The organism is Aquipseudomonas alcaligenes NBRC 14159 (genome assembly GCF_000467105.1).
Lineage (GTDB): Bacteria > Pseudomonadota > Gammaproteobacteria > Pseudomonadales > Pseudomonadaceae > Aquipseudomonas > Aquipseudomonas alcaligenes.
In genome coordinates this window covers 1-16,849 of the sequence record NZ_BATI01000032.1, presented here as the reverse complement: position 1 = coordinate 16,849, position 16,849 = coordinate 1, and the positions used below count along the sequence as shown (strand labels likewise).

15 protein-coding genes are annotated in these 16,849 nt (G+C 68.0%); 12 read left to right on the top strand and 3 right to left on the bottom strand.

Going from position 1 to position 16,849, the window contains the following annotated elements:
- The first annotated feature begins 131 nt into the window (after window positions 1-131).
- From PA6_RS16490 to PA6_RS16445, 10 genes are all read left to right on the top strand, one after another.
- The gene (locus PA6_RS16490; protein WP_021702086.1) at window positions 132-2,303 is read left to right on the top strand and encodes a M14 family zinc carboxypeptidase; all 2,172 of its coding nucleotides are present in this window, start codon (window positions 132-134) and stop codon (window positions 2,301-2,303) included.
- Between the two features lie 89 nt (window positions 2,304-2,392).
- Entirely contained in the window at window positions 2,393-3,145 is a 753-nt protein-coding gene (locus PA6_RS16485; protein ID WP_052520181.1) for an AraC family transcriptional regulator, read from the top strand.
- A 270-nt stretch (window positions 3,146-3,415) separates the two neighbouring features.
- Window positions 3,416-4,234: an ABC transporter substrate-binding protein gene (locus PA6_RS16480; protein ID WP_021702084.1), complete on the top strand. Its 819-nt coding sequence runs from the start codon at window positions 3,416-3,418 to the stop codon at window positions 4,232-4,234.
- 19 nt (window positions 4,235-4,253) lie between these two features.
- Window positions 4,254-6,029, top strand: coding sequence for a cis-3-hydroxy-L-proline dehydratase (lhpI, locus tag PA6_RS16475; RefSeq protein ID WP_370453121.1), 1,776 nt, complete (start codon window positions 4,254-4,256; stop codon window positions 6,027-6,029).
- A gap of 3 nt (window positions 6,030-6,032) precedes the next feature.
- A complete protein-coding gene (locus PA6_RS16470; RefSeq protein WP_021702082.1) occupies window positions 6,033-6,698 on the top strand; it encodes an amino acid ABC transporter permease in 666 nt (221 codons plus the stop codon).
- 13 nt (window positions 6,699-6,711) lie between these two features.
- Window positions 6,712-7,362: an amino acid ABC transporter permease gene (locus PA6_RS16465; protein WP_021702081.1), complete on the top strand. Its 651-nt coding sequence runs from the start codon at window positions 6,712-6,714 to the stop codon at window positions 7,360-7,362.
- A complete protein-coding gene (locus tag PA6_RS16460; RefSeq protein ID WP_021702080.1) occupies window positions 7,355-8,077 on the top strand; it encodes an amino acid ABC transporter ATP-binding protein in 723 nt (240 codons plus the stop codon). The genes PA6_RS16465 and PA6_RS16460 overlap by 8 nt, the downstream gene beginning before the upstream one ends.
- A 10-nt stretch (window positions 8,078-8,087) precedes the next feature.
- On the top strand, window positions 8,088-9,125 hold the full coding sequence (locus tag PA6_RS16455; RefSeq protein ID WP_021702079.1) for a trans-3-hydroxy-L-proline dehydratase: 1,038 nt from the start codon (window positions 8,088-8,090) through the stop codon (window positions 9,123-9,125).
- A 141-nt stretch (window positions 9,126-9,266) separates the two neighbouring features.
- A complete protein-coding gene (locus PA6_RS16450; RefSeq protein ID WP_021702078.1) occupies window positions 9,267-10,202 on the top strand; it encodes a dihydrodipicolinate synthase family protein in 936 nt (311 codons plus the stop codon).
- A gap of 87 nt (window positions 10,203-10,289) precedes the next feature.
- Window positions 10,290-11,873 carry an aldehyde dehydrogenase (NADP(+)) gene (locus PA6_RS16445; protein WP_021702077.1) on the top strand — a complete coding sequence of 528 codons (1,584 nt, stop codon included), beginning with the start codon at window positions 10,290-10,292 and terminating at the stop codon, window positions 11,871-11,873.
- A gap of 200 nt (window positions 11,874-12,073) precedes the next feature.
- Here PA6_RS16445 and PA6_RS16440 read toward each other — a convergent pair whose 3' ends face one another.
- The 3 genes from PA6_RS16440 to hexR all read right to left on the bottom strand — a co-directional run bounded on the left by PA6_RS16440 (window position 12,074) and on the right by hexR (window position 14,341).
- Entirely contained in the window at window positions 12,074-13,081 is a 1,008-nt protein-coding gene (locus PA6_RS16440) for an Ldh family oxidoreductase (protein ID WP_021702076.1), read from the bottom strand.
- A 105-nt stretch (window positions 13,082-13,186) separates the two neighbouring features.
- Window positions 13,187-13,387 carry a PA3496 family putative envelope integrity protein gene (locus tag PA6_RS16435; RefSeq protein ID WP_021702075.1) on the bottom strand — a complete coding sequence of 67 codons (201 nt, stop codon included), beginning with the start codon at window positions 13,385-13,387 and terminating at the stop codon, window positions 13,187-13,189.
- 87 nt (window positions 13,388-13,474) lie between these two features.
- A complete protein-coding gene (gene hexR, locus PA6_RS16430; protein WP_021702074.1) occupies window positions 13,475-14,341 on the bottom strand; it encodes a transcriptional regulator HexR in 867 nt (288 codons plus the stop codon).
- A 163-nt stretch (window positions 14,342-14,504) separates the two neighbouring features.
- Between hexR and zwf the strand changes: the two genes are divergently transcribed.
- Together zwf and PA6_RS16420 are read left to right on the top strand one after the other, a co-directional pair.
- Complete coding sequence (gene zwf, locus PA6_RS16425) at window positions 14,505-15,932, top strand: glucose-6-phosphate dehydrogenase (RefSeq protein ID WP_021702073.1); 1,428 nt, start codon at window positions 14,505-14,507, stop codon at window positions 15,930-15,932.
- Between the two features lie 388 nt (window positions 15,933-16,320).
- The gene (locus PA6_RS16420) at window positions 16,321-16,839 is read left to right on the top strand and encodes an Hcp family type VI secretion system effector (RefSeq protein WP_021702072.1); all 519 of its coding nucleotides are present in this window, start codon (window positions 16,321-16,323) and stop codon (window positions 16,837-16,839) included.
- The last annotated feature ends 10 nt before the right edge of the window (window positions 16,840-16,849 follow it).

Genomic DNA, 16,849 nt, shown 5'->3' with positions numbered 1-16,849 from the left:
CCGCGCCTGTGCAGTCGTCAGCCAGAGCTTCCACTGCCGCACGTCCAGGCGCCTTCCACAAGAAGGCGCGAGAAACCGCCTTTGCCTTATCGGGCATAGCGACACAACAACACATGGATAGGAACTCAAGCATGATAAAGCGGAAGTTAACCCTCGCCATCGCCGCGCTCTGCGTGCTGCAGGCGGCCCAGGCCAGCAACGAGACCCAGGCCCAGGACGACTTTCTCCTGCTGGAGCAGGAGAAAGCCAACAACCAGGTGTACAAGGCCTTCTTCCCCAACCTGGAGATCGCCCGCAAGGCCGCCATCAGCTTCCACGGCCAGTTGCTCGAATCGCATTACGAGCAGGGCTACCTGATCATGGAGCTGACCGAGGAAGAACAGCAGAAGCTGGCCGTGTTCGGCTTCACCTTCGCAGTGGCCGACGACTTCATCGCCAAGCGCAACCAGATCCTCGGCAAGATCCAGCAACGCCTGCAGCAGCGCAGCCTGAGCAGCAGCGCGGCCAGCGACGTGAGCATCGCCAGCATTCCCGGCTACGCCTGCTACGAGACGGTGGAGGAGACATACGCGGCCGCCGCCGGCATGGCCAGCCAGCGCCCGCAGCTGGCCGAATGGCTGAACGTCGGCCAGTCCTGGGAGAAGACCCAAGGCCTCGGCGGCTATGACATCGGCGTGCTCAAGCTGACCAACAAGGACAAGCCCGGCGACAAGCCCAAGCTGCTGATCAACAGCGCCATCCACGCCCGCGAGTACACCACCGCGCCGCTGGTGCTGGCCTTCGCCCGCTGGCTGGTCGATGGCTACGGCGTGGACGCGGATGCCACCTGGATTCTCGACCATCACGAAGTGCATCTGCTGCTGCACACCAACCCGGACGGTCGCAAGAAGGCCGAGACCGGGCTGTCCTGGCGCAAGAACACCAACCAGAACTACTGCGGGCCGAACAGCAACAGCCGCGGCGCCGACCTCAACCGCAACTTCAGCTTCGGCTGGAACAGCACCAACGGCCAGGGCTCCAGCGGCGCCCAGTGCAACGACACCTACCGCGGCCCCAGTGCCGGCTCCGAGCCGGAGGTGCAGACCCTGGAGGCCTATGCGCGCAGCCTGTGGCCGGACCGCCGCGGACCCAACCGTGGCGACGCGGCGCCGAGCAGCACCAGCGGCATCCACCTGGACATCCACAGCTACAGCGAACTGGTGCTCTGGCCCTGGGGCGACACCAGCCAGGCTGCGCCCAACGGCACCGCGCTGCAGACCCTGGGACGCAAGTTCGCCTTCTTCAACGGCTACACCCCGCAGCAGTCGGTCGGCCTCTACCCCACCGACGGCACCAGCGACGGCGTCAGCTACGGCGAACTGGGCGTGGCCGCCTACACCTTCGAGCTGGGCACGCAGTTCTTCCAGACCTGCGCCGTGTACCAGAACACGGTGAAGCCGAAGAACCTACCGGCGCTGATCTATGCCGCCAAGGTGGTGCGTACGCCATACATCACGCCGGCCGGGCCCGACGTGGCCAGCGTTACCCTGAGCGGCGGCGCCGCCACCGATGGTGTGCCGGCCGGCACGCCGGTGACGCTCAGCGCCACGGCCAGCGACCTGCGCTTCAGCACTGCCAACGGCACCGAGGCCACGCAGAACATCGCCGCCGCCGAGTACTACCTCGACAAGGCGCCCTGGGAGGCCGGCGCCACGCCGATCGCCCTGTTGCCGCAGGACGGCGCCTTCAACGCCAAGAGCGAAAGCCTCAGCGGCAGCGTCGACACCACCGGCCTGGCCACCGGCAAGCACCTGCTCTACGTGCGCGCCCGTGACGCCGGCGGCAGCTGGGGCGCGGTCAGCGCCAGCTTCCTGGTGATCGGCGAGGGTACGCCACAGCCCAGCTACTGCAGCGCTGCCAGCGGCAACGCCAATGCCGAATGGATCGGCCAGGTGCAGGTCGGCACCTTCAGCCGCAGCTCCGGCGCCAGCACCTACAGCGACTTCACCGCCCAGGTGATCGACCTGCAGCGTGGCGCCAACAGCCTGCGCCTGACCCCGCAGTTCTCCGGGCGCGCCTACCCCGAGTACTGGAAGGCCTGGATCGACCTGAACAAGGACGGTGACTTCCTCGATGCCGGCGAAGAGGTGTACAGCTCCGGCCGCGCCCTCAGCACCGTGGCCAGCGGCAACCTGAGCGTGCCGGCCAACGCCCCGGCGGGCAAAACGCGCCTGCGCATCGCCATGCGCTACAACGCCGCGCCCGTGCCCTGCGGCAGCTTCAACTACGGCGAAGTGGAGGACTACAGCGTACGCCTGCAGTAACCCATGAGTGGCCCGCAACGCGGCGGGCCACTTGTCCCCGCCGAACCTCGCTGCGCAGAATGGGCGCCCCGAAGGCCAGTGCCTGTCCCATGCTCGACCTGCTGCCGTCCACCGCTCCCGCCGACCTGCCCAGCCTGCTCGCCAGCCTGAGCGCCGTTGCCCCGCTGCTGGATGCCATGCCCGGCGTGGTGTTCTTCGTCAAGGACGCGCAGGCGCGCTACGTGCTGGTCAACCAGACCCTGGCCACCCGCTGCGGCTACCGCGACAAGAGCGAGCTGCTCGGGCGCACCGCCGAGGAAGTGTTCCCCTCGCGCTTCGGCCCGCTCTACACCGCCCAGGATAAAGAGGTTCTGGAAGCTGGCAGCCTGCTCGCCGACCAGCTGGAGCTGCACCTCTACCCCGGCCGCCAGCCCGGCTGGTGCCTGACCCACAAGCTGGCGCTGCGCAATCTCTCCGGACAGGTCATCGGCATGGCCGGCATCTCCTGCGACCTGCCGGCGGCTCAGGCCGCGCACCCGGCCTATCAGAAGCTGGCGGCGGTGGACGAACACATCCGCCAGCACTACGCCCAGCCGATCAGCCTGGCCGAGCTGACCGCCATCGCCGGCCTCTCGGTGGCGCAGCTGGAACGCCACTGCAAGCGCATCTTCCAGCTCACCCCGCGGCAGATGATCCACAAGGCGCGCCTGGGCGCGGCCTCGCAGCTGCTGCTCGGCGAGTTGCCGATCACCGAGATCGCCCTGCGCTGCGGCTACACCGACCACAGCGCCTTCAGCCGCCAGTTCAAGGCCCTCACCGGCCTCTCCCCCAGCCAGTACCGCGACTCCCACCGCCAGCCCTGACGAGCGCCGGGTGCAACCCGTCGTGTTCCGTTTGTGGGCACGCCGGCGCATCCATGCTTCGTTCTGTAACACCAAGCGGTCACGAAAAGGGCCGACTAGTCTTTCAGTCACCGCTGCATCCAGCCGTCCGGGCCGATGTGGCGCGGGCTGGGCGATTCATCGCGTCTGCTCCGGGCAATCCGGCACAGCCCTTGCTAATCAAATATCGTATACGAAATTCAAGATACATCTGTTTCATCTGCCAACCATCAGACACACATGAGGCTGCACATGAATAGAAAGACCCTCGCCATCGCCCTCGGCGCCGCACTCAGCGCTTCCCTGGCCGCCACCGCCCAGGCCGACAAGCTCGATGACATCATCGAGTCCGGCAAGCTGCGCTGCGCCGTGACCCTGGACTTCCCGCCCATGGGCTTCCGCGACGAGAACAACAATCCGGCCGGCTTCGACGTGGACTACTGCGCCGACCTGGCCAAGGTCCTCGGCGTGGAACCGGAAGTGGTCGAAACGCCCTTCCCCGACCGCATCCCGGCGCTGGTTTCCGGCCGCGCCGACGTGATCGTCGCCTCCACCTCCGACACCCTGGAGCGCGCCAAGACCGTGGGCATGACCATCCCCTACTTCGCCTTCCAGATGGTCGTGCTGACCCGCGAAGATGCTGGCGTGAACAGCTACGCCGACCTCAAGGGCAAGAAGCTGGGCAACACCAGCGGCACCTACGAGGCCATCGCCCTGGAGAAGGACCAGAAGGCCTGGGGCACAGGCAGCTTCCGCGCCTACCAGTCGCAGAACGACACCATCCTCGCCGTGGCCCAGGGCCATATCGACGCCACCGTGGTAACCAACACAGTGGCCGCCGCCACCCTCAAGTCCGGCAAGTACAAGGGCCTGAAAGTCGCCGGTGACGCGCCCTACGTGGTCGACTACGTGTCCCTGGCGGCCAAGCGCAGCGAGTACGGCCTGCTCAACTACCTCAACCTGTTCGTCAACCAGCAGGTGCGTAACGGCCGCTACGACGAGCTGTGGAAGAAGTGGGTCGGCGACGAGATCAAGCCGGCCAACCTGACCGTGCCCGGCGTGTACTACTGATCGCGCGCGCCCGGGAGAGATGACGATGTCCGTACTGTCCATCGAGGGTCGCAGTCTGGTCGCGGGACGGGGGCAGGGCAGCCTGCTCCACGCCGACCTGGGCCTGAGCTTCTGGGGCGGCGTCGACCCGTTCAGCGGCGAGGTGATCGACCGTCACCACCCGCTGAGCGGGCAATCCCTGGCCGGGCGCGTGCTGGCCATTCCCAGCGGACGCGGCTCCTGCACCGGCAGCAGCGTCCTGCTGGAACTGATCCTCAACGGTCCGGCACCGGCAGCGCTGGTGCTGGCCGAACCCGACGAGATTCTTACCCTCGGCGCCCTGGTCGCCGAGCATGTGTTCGACGTGCAGCTGCCGGTGCTGTGCATCGGCCACGCCGCCTTCGCCGACCTGGCCGCCCATGCCGGCTCCAGCGTGCGGGTAGACGGCACGCGCCTGCAGGTGTTCGACAGCGCGCCGGCCGACGGCTGGCAGGCCACGCCGATCGCCCACGACGGCAGCCATCCGCCGAGCCTGACGCTGAGCGCCGGTGACCGCGCCATCCTCGCCGGAGAGCAGGGCCGCGCCGCCCAGGTGGCCATGCAGCTGGTGCTGCGCATGGCCGAGCTGCAGGGCGCGCGCGAGCTGCTCGACGTGACCCAGGCGCACATCGACGGCTGCATCTACACCGGCCCGGCCTGCCTGCGCTTCGCCCGCCAGTTGCTCGACTGGGGGGCGAAGGTCAGCGTACCGACCACCCTCAACTCGATCTCGGTGGACCAGCGCCGCTGGCGCGCGCTGGGTATCGACCCGGCCTTCGGCGAGCCGGCCAGCGAGCTTGGCGACGTCTACATGGCGATGGGTGCGGCGCTCAGCTTCACCTGCGCGCCCTACCTGCTGGACAGCGCGCCCAAGGCCGGCGAGCAGATCGTCTGGGCCGAGTCCAACGCCGTGGTCTACGCCAACAGCGTGCTGGGCGCCCGTACCCTCAAGTACCCGGACTACCTGGACATCTGCATCGCCCTCACCGGCCGCGCACCGCGCAGCGGCAGCCACCTCGACGAGGGCCGCCACGCGCGCCTGCTGATCGAGGTGGAAACCCCGCAGGACGCGGACGACAGCTTCTGGCCGCTGCTCGGCTACCACGTCGGCCTGCTCTGCACCGTCGACATCCCGGTGCTCAGCGGCCTGGAACGCAGCGCGCCGAACAGCGACGACCTCAAGGCCTTCGGCGCCGCCTTCGCCACCACTTCGGCGGCGCCCATGTTCCATATCGCCGGGGTTACTCCCGAGGCGCCGGATGTGGCCAGCGCCCTCGGCGGCAGGGCGCCCACCCGGCAGCTGCGGGTGAGCCTCGCCGACCTGCTGGACAGCTGGTGGGAGCTGAACGGCGCCGACTCGGCCGAAGTCAGCCTGGTGGCCCTGGGCAACCCGCACTGCTCGGCCACCGAGCTGGCGCGCCTGGCCGAACTCTGCGCGGGCCGCCAGCGCCACCCGGACACCGCCCTGGTGGTGACCTGCGGCCGCGCCGTGCACGAACAGGCCACGGCCGCCGGCCATGTGGCCACGCTGGAGCGCTTCGGCGCGTGCCTGATCACCGATACCTGCTGGTGCATGCTCGGCGAGCCGGTGGTACCGCCGGGCAGCCGCAACCTGATGACCAATTCGGGCAAGTACGCCCACTACGCCCCCGGCCTGGCCGGCCGCCAGGTGCATTTCGGCAATCTCGCCGCGTGCGTCGAGGCCGCCTGCACGGGGCGCAACCAGGGACAACTCCCAGCCTGGCTGGGTCAACTTCCACCCCAAGGGACACGCTGATCGATGTTCGATTACTCCTTCCACTGGCGCTCGGCCTTCAAGGCCCTGCCGGACATGCTGGCGGGCGCCTGGGTGACCCTGGAGACGGCAGCCCTGTCGATGCTCCTGGGTACCCTGATCGCCCTGCTGCTGACGGTGATGCGGCAGATGCAGCACCCGGTGCCACGGCATTTCGCCAACACCTGGGTGTCCATCGCGCGCAACACCCCGTCGCTGTTCCAGATCTATATCCTCTACTTCGGCCTCGGCAGCTTCGGCCTGCACGTCAGCTCCTGGGTCGCCCTGGTCGCGGGGATCACCTTCAACAACGCCGGCTACCTAGCGGAGAACTTCCGCGGCGGCCTCAAGGCGGTGCCGGAGACGCAGATGAAGGCGGCCCGTTCGCTGGGCATGAGCGCCTTCCAGGCTTACCGCCTGATCATCGTCCCGCAGCTGCTGCGCATCGTCTTCCATCCGCTGTCCAACCAGATGGTCTGGGCCGTGCTGATGACCTCGCTGGGGGTCATCGTCGGGCTGAACAACGACCTCACCGGGGTCACCCAGGACTACAACGTGAAGACCTTCCGTACCTTCGAGTACTTCGCCATCGCGGCGGTGCTCTATTACCTGATCGCCAAGACCATCGTGCTCGCCGCACGCCTGATGGCCTGGCGTCTGTTCCGCTACTGAGGGAGGCGCGCACATGTTCGATACCAGCCTCACCTCCAACGACCTGCTGTTCATGCTGCAGGGTGCCTGGGTCACCCTCAAGCTGACCGCCGGCGCCATGCTCATCGGCACCCTGGCCGGCGTGCTGTTCGGCCTGCTGCGCGCCGCCCTGCCGCGCGCCACCCTGCCGCTGGCCTGGGTGCTCGACGTGTTCCGCAGCGTGCCGCTGCTGATCCAGTTCGTCCTGTTCAATGCCCTCAAAAGCATCGCCGGGATGGACATGAGCGCCTTCACCGTCGGCTGCATCGTGCTCGGCGTGTATGCCGCAGCCTTCTGTACCGAGGTGGTGCGCAGCGGCGTGCTGGCCGTGCCGCCCAACCTGCGCCGCGCCGCGCGTTCGCTGGGCATGAGCTACAGCCAGGACCTGCGCTACATCGTGCTACCGATCGCCACCCGCGTGGCCTTCCCCGGCTGGCTCAACCTGGTGCTCAGCGTGATGAAGGACACCGCGCTGGTCATGTGGATCGGCATCGTCGAGCTGCTGCGCGCCTCGCAGACCATCGTTACCCGTATTCAGGAGCCGCTGCTGGTGCTGTGCATCGCCGGCCTCATCTACTACGTCATGAGCCTGGTGGTGGCCCAGCTGGGCGCCCGGCTGGAGAAAAGGTGGCAGGAAAATGATTGAGATCGACAACGTCTACAAATCCTTCGGCGACCTCGAAGTCATCAAGGGTGTCAGCCTGACGGTGAACAAGGGCGAGGTGGTGTCGATCATCGGCGGCTCCGGCTCCGGCAAATCGACCCTGCTGATGTGCATCAACGGCCTGGAGCCGATCCAGAAAGGCAGCATCCGCGTCGACGGCACCGAAGTGCACGCGCCGGCCACCGACCTCAACAAGCTGCGGCAGAAGATCGGCATCGTGTTCCAGCAGTGGAACGCCTTCCCGCACCTGACCGTGCTGGAGAACGTCATGCTGGCGCCGCGCAAGGTGCTCGGCCTGAGCAAGCAGGAAGCCGAGGCCATGGCCGTCAAGCAGCTCACCCACGTGGGCCTGGCGGACAAGCTCAAGGTGTTCCCCAGCAAGCTTTCCGGCGGCCAGCAGCAGCGCATGGCGATCGCCCGCGCGCTGGCCATGAGCCCGGACTACATGCTGTTCGACGAGGCCACCAGCGCCCTCGACCCGCAGCTGGTGGGCGAGGTGCTGGACACCATGCGCCTGCTCGCCGAGGAAGGCATGACCATGATCCTGGTCACCCACGAGATCCGCTTCGCCCGCGACGTGTCCGACCGCGTGGCGTTCTTCCGCAACGGCCTGGTGCACGAGATCGGCGCGCCCGAGCAGGTCATCGGCAACCCGCAGAAGCCGGAAACCGCGGACTTCCTCAAGTCGGTCCTGTAAGGGGAGAGCAATGCGTTCAAGCAAGGTCATCCATGTGGTCAGCTGCCACGCCGAGGGCGAGGTCGGCGACGTCATCGTCGGCGGCGTCGCGCCGCCGCCGGGCGCCACCCTGTGGGAACAGTCGCGCTGGATCGCCCGCGACCAGGAGCTGCGCAACTTCGTGCTGAACGAGCCGCGCGGCGGCGTGTTCCGCCACGTCAACCTGCTGGTACCGGCCAAGGACCCGCGGGCGCAGATGGCCTGGATCATCATGGAGCCGGCCGACACGCCGCCCATGTCCGGCTCCAACTCGCTGTGCGTGTCCACCGTGCTGCTCGACAGCGGCATCCTGCCGATGACCGAGCCGGAAACGCGCCTGGTGCTGGAAGCGCCGGGCGGCCTGATCGAGGCCGTGGCCCAGTGCCGTGACGGCAAGGTGCAGCGCGTCGAGGTGAAGAACGTGCCGTCCTTCGCCGACCAGCTGGACGCCATGATCGAGGTCGAAGGACTCGGCAGCCTCAAGGTCGACACCGCCTACGGCGGCGACAGCTTCGTCATCGCCGACGCCCGTACCCTGGGCTTCGCCCTGACCGCCGACGAGGCCGCCGACCTGGTCGCCGTGGGCCTGAAGATCACCCACGCGGCCAATGAGCAGCTGGGCTTCGTCCATCCGCTGAACAAGGACTGGGACCATATCTCGTTCTGCCAGATCGCCGCGCCGCTGGAGCGCATCGATGGCGTGCTGACCGCCGCCAACGCGGTGGTGATCCGCCCCGGCAAGATCGACCGCTCGCCCTGCGGCACCGGCTGCTCGGCGCGCATGGCGGTGCTGCACGCCAAGGGCCAGATGCAGGACGGCGAGCGCTTCGTCGGCCGCTCGATCATCGGCTCCGAGTTCCACTGCCGCATCGCCGGTATCACCGAAGTCGCCGGGCGCCCGGCCATCCACCCCTGCCTGTCCGGCCGAGCCTGGATCACCGGCACCCACCAGCACCTGCTCGACCCCGACGACCCCTGGCCGCAGGGCTATCGGTTATCCGATACCTGGCCGGTCGAGCCGCAACCCTGACCCAGTTTTTTGCAGATCTGAAAACCGCCGCCGCGTCGGCGCACTGAACCGGGCTCAGGCCCACACCATGGAAACCAGGGCCGATACCGCCCGCCCTTTTTCGTATACGAAATACATTGACTCTGCCCAGGAGGCCACAGCATGAACAGCTCCATCTTCACCGGAACCATTCCCGCCCTGATGACGCCCTGCACCGCCGAGCGCAAGCCGGACTTCGACGCCCTGGTGCGCAAGGGCAAGCAGCTGATCGAGGCCGGCATGAGCGCCGTGGTCTACTGCGGCTCCATGGGCGACTGGCCGTTGCTCACCGAGGCCGAACGCCAGGAAGGGGTGGCGCGCCTGGTCGCCGCCGGCATCCCGACCATCGTCGGCACCGGCGCGGTGAACAGCCGCGAAGCGGTATCACACGCCGCCCACGCCGCCAAGGTCGGCGCCCATGGCCTGATGGTCATTCCGCGCGTGCTGTCGCGCGGCGCTTCGCCGGCCGCCCAGGAAGCGCACTTCGGCGCCATTCTCAAGGCGGCACCTAAGCTGCCGGCAGTGATCTACAACAGCCCCTACTACGGCTTCGCAACCCGCGCCGAGCTGTTCTTCAAGCTGCGCCGCCAGTACCCCAACCTGATCGGCTTCAAGGAATTCGGCGGCGCCGCCGACATGCGCTACGCCGCCGAGCACATCACCTCGCAGGATGACCAGGTGATCCTCATGGCTGGCGTCGATACCCAGGTGATGCATGGTTTCGTCAATTGCGGCGCGACCGGCGCCATCACCGGCATCGGCAACGTCCTGCCGCGCGAGGTGCTGCAGCTGGTCGAGCTGAGCAAGCAGGCCGCCAAGGGCGACGCCGTCGCCCGCCGCCGCGCCCTGGAGCTGTCCGAGGCGCTCAACGTGCTGTCGTCCTTCGACGAGGGCTGCGACCTGGTTCTCTACTACAAGTACCTGATGGTGCTGGGCGGCGACCCGGAGTACAGCCTGCACTTCAACCCCACCGACGCACTCAGCGACGCCCAGCGCAACTACGCCGAGACCCAGTACAAGCTGTTCCGCCAGTGGTACGCCAACTGGTCGGCCGCCTGATCGCCGTGCTGCGGCCGGATGCTTCCGGGCATCCGGCCGATCCGCAATGGCAACGCTGATCTCACAGGCACCCGACAGGAGCTAAACATGCCCGCCATCACCGGCCACAACTTCATCGCCGGCGCCCGCAGCGCCGCCGGCGAGACCATCCTGCACAGCCTCGACGCCAGCACCGGCGAGACGCTGCCCTACGCCTTCCACCAGGCCACCGAGGCCGAGGTGGACGCCGCCGCCCGCGCCGCCGAGGCAGCCTACCCGGCCTACCGCGCCCTCAGCCCGGAGCGCCGCGCCCACTTTCTCGACGCCATCGCCGAGCAGATCGACGCCCTCGGCGACGACTTCGTCCAGCTGGTGTGCCGCGAGACCGCCCTGCCGGCCGCGCGCATCCAGGGCGAGCGCGGCCGTACCAGCGGGCAGATGCGCCTGTTCGCCAGGGTGCTGCGGCGTGGCGACTTCCTCGGCGCGCGCATCGACCGCGCCCTGCCCGAGCGCCAGCCGCTGCCGCGCCCGGACCTGCGCCAGTACCGCACCGGCGTCGGCCCGGTGGCGGTGTTCGGCGCCAGCAACTTCCCGCTGGCCTTCTCCACCGCCGGCGGCGACACCGCCGCGGCGCTGGCCGCCGGCTGCCCGGTGGTGTTCAAGGCGCACAGCGGCCACATGGCAACCGCCGAGCTGGTGGCCCAGGCGATCATCCGCGCCGCCGAGCAGACCGGCATGCCGGCCGGCGTGTTCAACATGGTCTACGGCGGCGGGGTCGGCGAGTGGCTGGTCAAGCACCCGGCGATCCAGGCAGTCGGCTTCACCGGCTCGCTGAAGGGCGGTCGCGCCCTGTGCGACATGGCTGCGGCGCGCCCGCATCCCATCCCGGTGTTCGCCGAGATGAGCTCGATCAACCCGGTGCTGATGCTGCCCGCCGCCCTCGAGGCCCGCGGCGAGAAGATCGCCCGTGAACTGGCCGACTCGGTGGTGCAGGGCTGCGGCCAGTTCTGCACCAACCCCGGCCTGGTCATCGGCATCGCCTCGCCGGCCTTCAGCCTGTTCGTCGCCAACCTGATCGCCGAGATCGGCCAGCGCCCGCCGCAGACCATGCTCAACGCCGGCACCCTGGGCAGCTACGAACGCGGCCTGGCCGCGCTGCACGCCCACCCGGGGCTGAAGCACCTGGCCGGCCAGCCGCAGGAAGGCCGCCAGGCCCGCCCGCAGCTGTTCCAGGCCGATGTATCCCTGCTGCTCAACGGCGACGAGCTGCTGCAGGAAGAGGTGTTCGGCCCGGTCACCGTGGTGGTGGAAGTGGCCGACAAAGCCCAGCTGATCCGCGCACTGCACGGCCTGCGCGGACAGCTGACCGCCACCCTGACCGCCGAGCCGGCTGACCTGGAGGCCCACGGCGACCTGCTGCCGCTGCTCGAGCAGAAGGTCGGCCGGGTGCTGTTCAACGGCTATCCGACGGGCGTGGAAGTGTGCGATGCGATGGTCCACGGCGGCCCCTACCCGGCCACCTCGGATGCGCGCGGCACCTCGGTCGGCAGCCTGGCCATCGACCGTTTCCTGCGCCCGGTGTGCTACCAGAACTGCCCGGACGCCCTGCTGCCGGACGCCCTGAAAAACGCCAACCCGCTGGGCCTGGCCCGGCTGGTCGACGGCATTACCACGCGGGAATCGCTGGCCTGAAACACAACTTGTGTCGGCTCAGCCACCAGCGCTTCTCTCCCTCAGCCCCGGTTCGCCGGGGCTTTTTTTGCCTACGGGAAACCCCCCTCTCCCTCCGGGAGAGGGCCGGGGTGAGGGTATTTCGGGCGACGCGAAGCTCGGATGCCATCCGGGACCGGAGTTGCCTGCCTCCCGGATTGCATCCGGGCTACGACGATGCCCTAGGCCAGCAACGCCTGCAGATCGCGATACAGGCCGTCGTCGAGTTCCACGCCCTCGACCAGGCTTTTCGCCCGCGCCTCATAGCGCCGTTGCGACGGCAGCCGCGCGCCCTGGCCCTGGATCGCCTCGAACAGCGCCTCGGCGCGGGCCAGGTGCTGGTCGGCCTGCGCGCCGAGAAAGCGCTGCGGATCGAGAGCGATGATCAGCTCGCCGTGGTACGGCAGCGCGTTGGCGCCGCCGTCGAAGGCGCCGGATTCGAGGCTGGTGAGGTCGCCGATCAGCGGCCCGGCGATCAGCTCGATCATCGCCGACAGGGCCGAGCCCTTGTGCCCGCCGAAGGTCAGCATGGCGCCATGGTCGAGCACCTCGGCGGCCTCGCTGCTCGGCTGGCCATGACGATCGACGCCCCAGCCGGCCGGCAGCGGCGCGCCGGAACGGCGGTGCAGCTCGATCTCGCCGCGGGCGATGGCGCTGGTGGCGAAGTCGAAGACGAAAGGATGACCACCCGCACGCGGCCAGCCGAAGGCGACGGGGTTGGTGCCGAACAGCGGACGGCTGCCGCCGGCCGGCGCCACGTAGGCCTGGGTCGGGTTGCAGGCCAGCGCCACCAGGCCACGCTCGGTGAGCGCCTCCATCTCCACCCACAGCGCGGAGAAGTGCACGCAGCGGTTGATCGCCATGGCAGCGATGCCGTTGTGCCGGGCCTTGTCCACCAGCAGCGGCAGGCCGGCGGCGAAGGCCAGCTGGGAGAAGCCGCCATGGGCGTCGACCCGTACCAGCGACGGTGCCTGGTCGATCACCTCGGGCTCGGCGTCGGCCACCGCCTTGCCGGCCTTGAGGGTGCGCACGATGCCGAGCAGGCGCCACAGACCGTGGGACTTGCAGCCGTCGCGCTCGCCGGCGGTCACGGTGGCGGCGATCGCCTGGGCGAAGGCCTCGCTGAAACCGGCATGGCGCAGGATCGCGGCGGCCAGCTCATGGGCCTCGGTGAGGGTCAGTCGGGTCATAACGGGCTCCTGGCAGTCTGCCCGTTACAGTGGCCCGTCACGGCCGCTGCGGCTTGATCGCTTTGCACGCGCGGCATGCCGAATTCGGCATACCGCTGGCAGGGCTCAGGCCGCCTGGCGGCGGGGCGCGGCGCGTTCGAGCAGGAAGCCGGCGGGGAGCAGATCGGGATAGTCGTGGAGCTCGCGCTGCAGGCGGCGCTGCTCGGCGTATTCCTCGATGGCGCGGCGGAAGGCCATGCGACGCTGGTCTTCCAGCTTGCGGCGGGTCTTGCTGTCGTGAACGGGTTCGGCGTGATGCAGGCTCATCGCGGGGCTCCTAGTCCGATAACGGGAGCCCAGCATGCGCGCAGGAGGGTGACGCTTTGGCGGCGCGCCGATGAATCTTGCGTGACGCTAGTCCTCGACGCTGCGCACCGACTTGGGCGAGAGGCGCAGGCTGCGCAGACTGCGTTTGACGCTCTTGAGGTGGTTGACCAGGTCCGGGCCGCGGGCCATGGCCACGCCCATGGCCAGCACGTCGATCACCACCAGATGGGCAATACGCGAGGTCAGCGGGGTGTAAATCTCGGTGTCCTCCTGCACATCGATGGCCAGGTTGACCGTGGCCAGGTCGGCCAGCGGGGTCTGGCTCGGGCACAGGGTGATCAGGGTGGCACCGGACTCGCGCACCAGGTTGGCGGTGATCAGCAGGTCCTTGGAACGGCCGGACTGGGAGATGCAGATGGCCACGTCGGTGGGCTTGAGGGTCACCGCGCTCATCGCCTGCATGTGCGGGTCGGAGTAGGCGGCGGCGGTCAGCAGCAGGCGGAAGAACTTGTGCTGGGCGTCGGCGGCCACCGCACCGGAGGCGCCGAAGCCGTAGAACTCGATGCGCTGGGCATGGGCGATGGCATTGATGGCGCGCTGCAGTGCCTGCGGGTCCAGGCGCTCGCGCACTTCCATCAGGGTGTGCAGGGTGGTGTCGAAGATCTTCAGGCTGAAGTCCGCCACCGAGTCGTCCTCGTGGATGGCGAACTGGCCGAAGCTGGCGCCGGCCGCCAGGCTTTGCGCCAGCTTCAGCTTGAGATCCTGGAAACCGCTGCAGCCGATGGCGCGACAGAAACGCACGATGGTCGGCTCGCTGATGCCGACTTCCTGGGCCAGGTCGGCCATGGAACTGTGCATCACTGCGGACGGGTCCTGCAGGACGTGATCGGCGACCTTCAGTTCGGACTTGCGGAGCAGGTGACGGGACTGGGCGATGTGCTGCAGAAGATTCACGGGCAGGGCTCTGTTGTCGTCTCGATGACCAAGGCGCCGGCTCGCGGCGGTTTCGCCCAGCCTGTTATGATCGGCTGTAGCGTGCTTGTAGTTATACTACATGAGCGCCCGAACCGCACAGGCAAACCCGGCCGGAGGCCTACCGTTGAATAGCCCTTGTGACATGCTGGTATTCGGCGGCACCGGTGACCTGGCCCTGCACAAGCTGCTGCCGGCGCTCTACCACCTGCATCGCGACGGCCGCCTGCCGGCCGACATGCGCATCCTCGCCGCCGCCCGCAATGTGCTGAACCGCGCCGAGTACCAGGCCCTGGCCGAACGCCGCTGCCGCGCCCAGGTAGCGCGCAGCGACTTCGACAACGACACCTGGGCCAGCTTTGCCGCGCGCCTGGACTACCTGGCCATGGACCTGTCGCAGAGCGCCGAATTCGGCCGCCTGGCCCGGTTCCTCGGCGCCCATGCCTGCAACCGCGGGCGCATCTACTACCTGGCCACCGCGCCGGACCTGTTCGAAGCCATCGCCGAGCACCTAGCCATCGCCGGGCTGGCCGGTAGCGATACGCGCATCGTGCTGGAGAAGCCGATCGGCCGCTCGCTGGAGTCGGCTCGTGAGATCAACGCCGCCATCGGCGCGGTGTTCAGCGAGCCGCAGGTGTTCCGTATCGACCACTACCTGGGCAAGGAGACGGTGCAGAACCTGATGGCATTGCGCTTTGCCAATGCCCTGTTCGAGCCGATCTGGCGTGCCGGGCACATCGACCACGTGCAGATCAGCGTCAACGAGACGCTCGGCGTGGAAAATCGCGGCGCCTATTACGACAAAGCTGGCGCCATGCGCGACATGGTGCAGAACCACCTGCTGCAGCTGCTCTGCCTGGTGGCCATGGAAGCGCCGGTGCGCTTCGACGCCGAGTCGGTGCGCAATGAAAAGGTGAAGATCCTCGAAGCGCTCAAGCCCATCGCCGGCCTCGACGTGCACGACAAGACGGTGCGCGGCCAGTACGTCGCCGGGAAGATCGGCGGACAGGAAGTGCCGGCGTACTACTTCGAGAAACATGTCGACAACGACAGCGATACCGAGACCTTCGTCGCCATTCAGGCCGAGATCGACAACTGGCGCTGGGCCGGCGTGCCCTTCTACCTGCGCACCGGCAAGCGCATGGCGAAAAAGTGCTCGGAGATCGTCATCCAGTTCAAGCCGGTGCCGCACCGCCTATTCGAAGGCAGCCAGGCCAACCGCCTGGTCATCAGCCTGCAGCCGGAGGAACGTATCACCCTGCAGCTGATGGGCAAGAGCCCGGGTAAGGGCATGCAGCTGACCCCTATCGAGCTGGACCTGAACCTGGCCCAGGTGTTCCCGCAGAAACGTCGCTGGGATGCCTACGAGCGCCTGCTGCTGGACGTGATCGAAGGCGATTCGACGCTGTTTATGCGCCGCGACGAAGTCGAGGCAGCCTGGGCCTGGATCGACCCCATCCTCAAGGGCTGGCAGGACAACTACCAGGACCCGCGCCCCTACCCCGCCGGCCGCAACGGCCCGGAACAGGCCAACACCCTGCTGGAACTGGCCGGGCGCGAGTGGGAAGACTAGACCCCAGCGGCCCAACTCTCCCATTTATGGGAGAGGGCCGGGAAGAGGGAAGGCTCCTGTAGCCCGGATGTAATCCGGGAAACCCCACCTAGAACGAGAGGGCGCAGCCCGCGCCCTGCTCTGCGCAACTTTCTGCACACACCTCACTCCTGGCGGCGCTACAGGCCCCACGCTTCGCGGGCTAGCCCCTCTGCGCAAGCCCCTGCACAGCCCTGCGCCAGTTGTTGCACAGGCTTTGGTGACCCAGCGCACAGACGGGCAAACAGGCCCTGGGCAACACGCCCAGAACCCGCGCCGCTGCTGAGCTGCGCGCCCCTGGCACGGCCCTTGTACTGAGTCAGCCGCCCGGACCAGTCCCGGTCCTCGTCTCAATGCAAAGGAGAGCACCATGCCAACACCCGCGTACCTGTCCCTCGAAGGCACCAAGCAAGGCCTGATCACCGCCGGCACCTTCACCGAGGACTCGGTCGGCAACATCTTCCAGGAAGGCCACGAGGACCAGATCCTGGTGCAGGCTTTCAGCCACCAGGTGATCATCCCGCGCGACCCGCAGTCCGGCCAGCCGACCGGCCAGCGCGTGCACAAGCCGCTGATGATCACCAAGGTGTTCGACAAGGCCTCGCCGCTGATCTTCAACTCGCTGACCTCCGGCGAGCGTCTGAGCAAGTGCCGCCTGGAGTGGTACCGCACCTCCTCCACCGGTACCCAGGAGCACTACTTCACCATCGAGCTGGAAGACGCCGTGATCGTCGACGTGCAGTCGCGCATGCCCAACTGCCAGGACCCGAACATGGCCCACTTCACTCACCTGGAAGACGTCTACTTCACCTACCGCAAGATCATCTGGACCCACGAAGTGTCCGGCACTTCCGGCTCCGACGACTGGCGTTCGCCGATCTCCGCCTGATCGGCGACCG

What these genes read in the sequence shown, in the direction of transcription:
- PA6_RS16490 (WP_021702086.1), top strand. Translation starts at nt 132, where the DNA reads ATGATAAAGCGGAAGTTAACCCTCGCCATCGCCGCGCTCTGCGTGCTG.
- PA6_RS16485 (WP_052520181.1), top strand. Translation starts at nt 2,393, where the DNA reads ATGCTCGACCTGCTGCCGTCCACCGCTCCCGCCGACCTGCCCAGCCTG.
- PA6_RS16480 (WP_021702084.1), top strand. Translation starts at nt 3,416, where the DNA reads ATGAATAGAAAGACCCTCGCCATCGCCCTCGGCGCCGCACTCAGCGCT.
- lhpI (WP_370453121.1), top strand. Translation starts at nt 4,254, where the DNA reads ATGACGATGTCCGTACTGTCCATCGAGGGTCGCAGTCTGGTCGCGGGA.
- PA6_RS16470 (WP_021702082.1), top strand. Translation starts at nt 6,033, where the DNA reads ATGTTCGATTACTCCTTCCACTGGCGCTCGGCCTTCAAGGCCCTGCCG.
- PA6_RS16465 (WP_021702081.1), top strand. Translation starts at nt 6,712, where the DNA reads ATGTTCGATACCAGCCTCACCTCCAACGACCTGCTGTTCATGCTGCAG.
- PA6_RS16460 (WP_021702080.1), top strand. Translation starts at nt 7,355, where the DNA reads ATGATTGAGATCGACAACGTCTACAAATCCTTCGGCGACCTCGAAGTC.
- PA6_RS16455 (WP_021702079.1), top strand. Translation starts at nt 8,088, where the DNA reads ATGCGTTCAAGCAAGGTCATCCATGTGGTCAGCTGCCACGCCGAGGGC.
- PA6_RS16450 (WP_021702078.1), top strand. Translation starts at nt 9,267, where the DNA reads ATGAACAGCTCCATCTTCACCGGAACCATTCCCGCCCTGATGACGCCC.
- PA6_RS16445 (WP_021702077.1), top strand. Translation starts at nt 10,290, where the DNA reads ATGCCCGCCATCACCGGCCACAACTTCATCGCCGGCGCCCGCAGCGCC.
- PA6_RS16440 (WP_021702076.1), bottom strand. Translation starts at nt 13,081, where the DNA reads ATGACCCGACTGACCCTCACCGAGGCCCATGAGCTGGCCGCCGCGATC.
- PA6_RS16435 (WP_021702075.1), bottom strand. Translation starts at nt 13,387, where the DNA reads ATGAGCCTGCATCACGCCGAACCCGTTCACGACAGCAAGACCCGCCGC.
- zwf (WP_021702073.1), top strand. Translation starts at nt 14,505, where the DNA reads ATGCTGGTATTCGGCGGCACCGGTGACCTGGCCCTGCACAAGCTGCTG.
- PA6_RS16420 (WP_021702072.1), top strand. Translation starts at nt 16,321, where the DNA reads ATGCCAACACCCGCGTACCTGTCCCTCGAAGGCACCAAGCAAGGCCTG.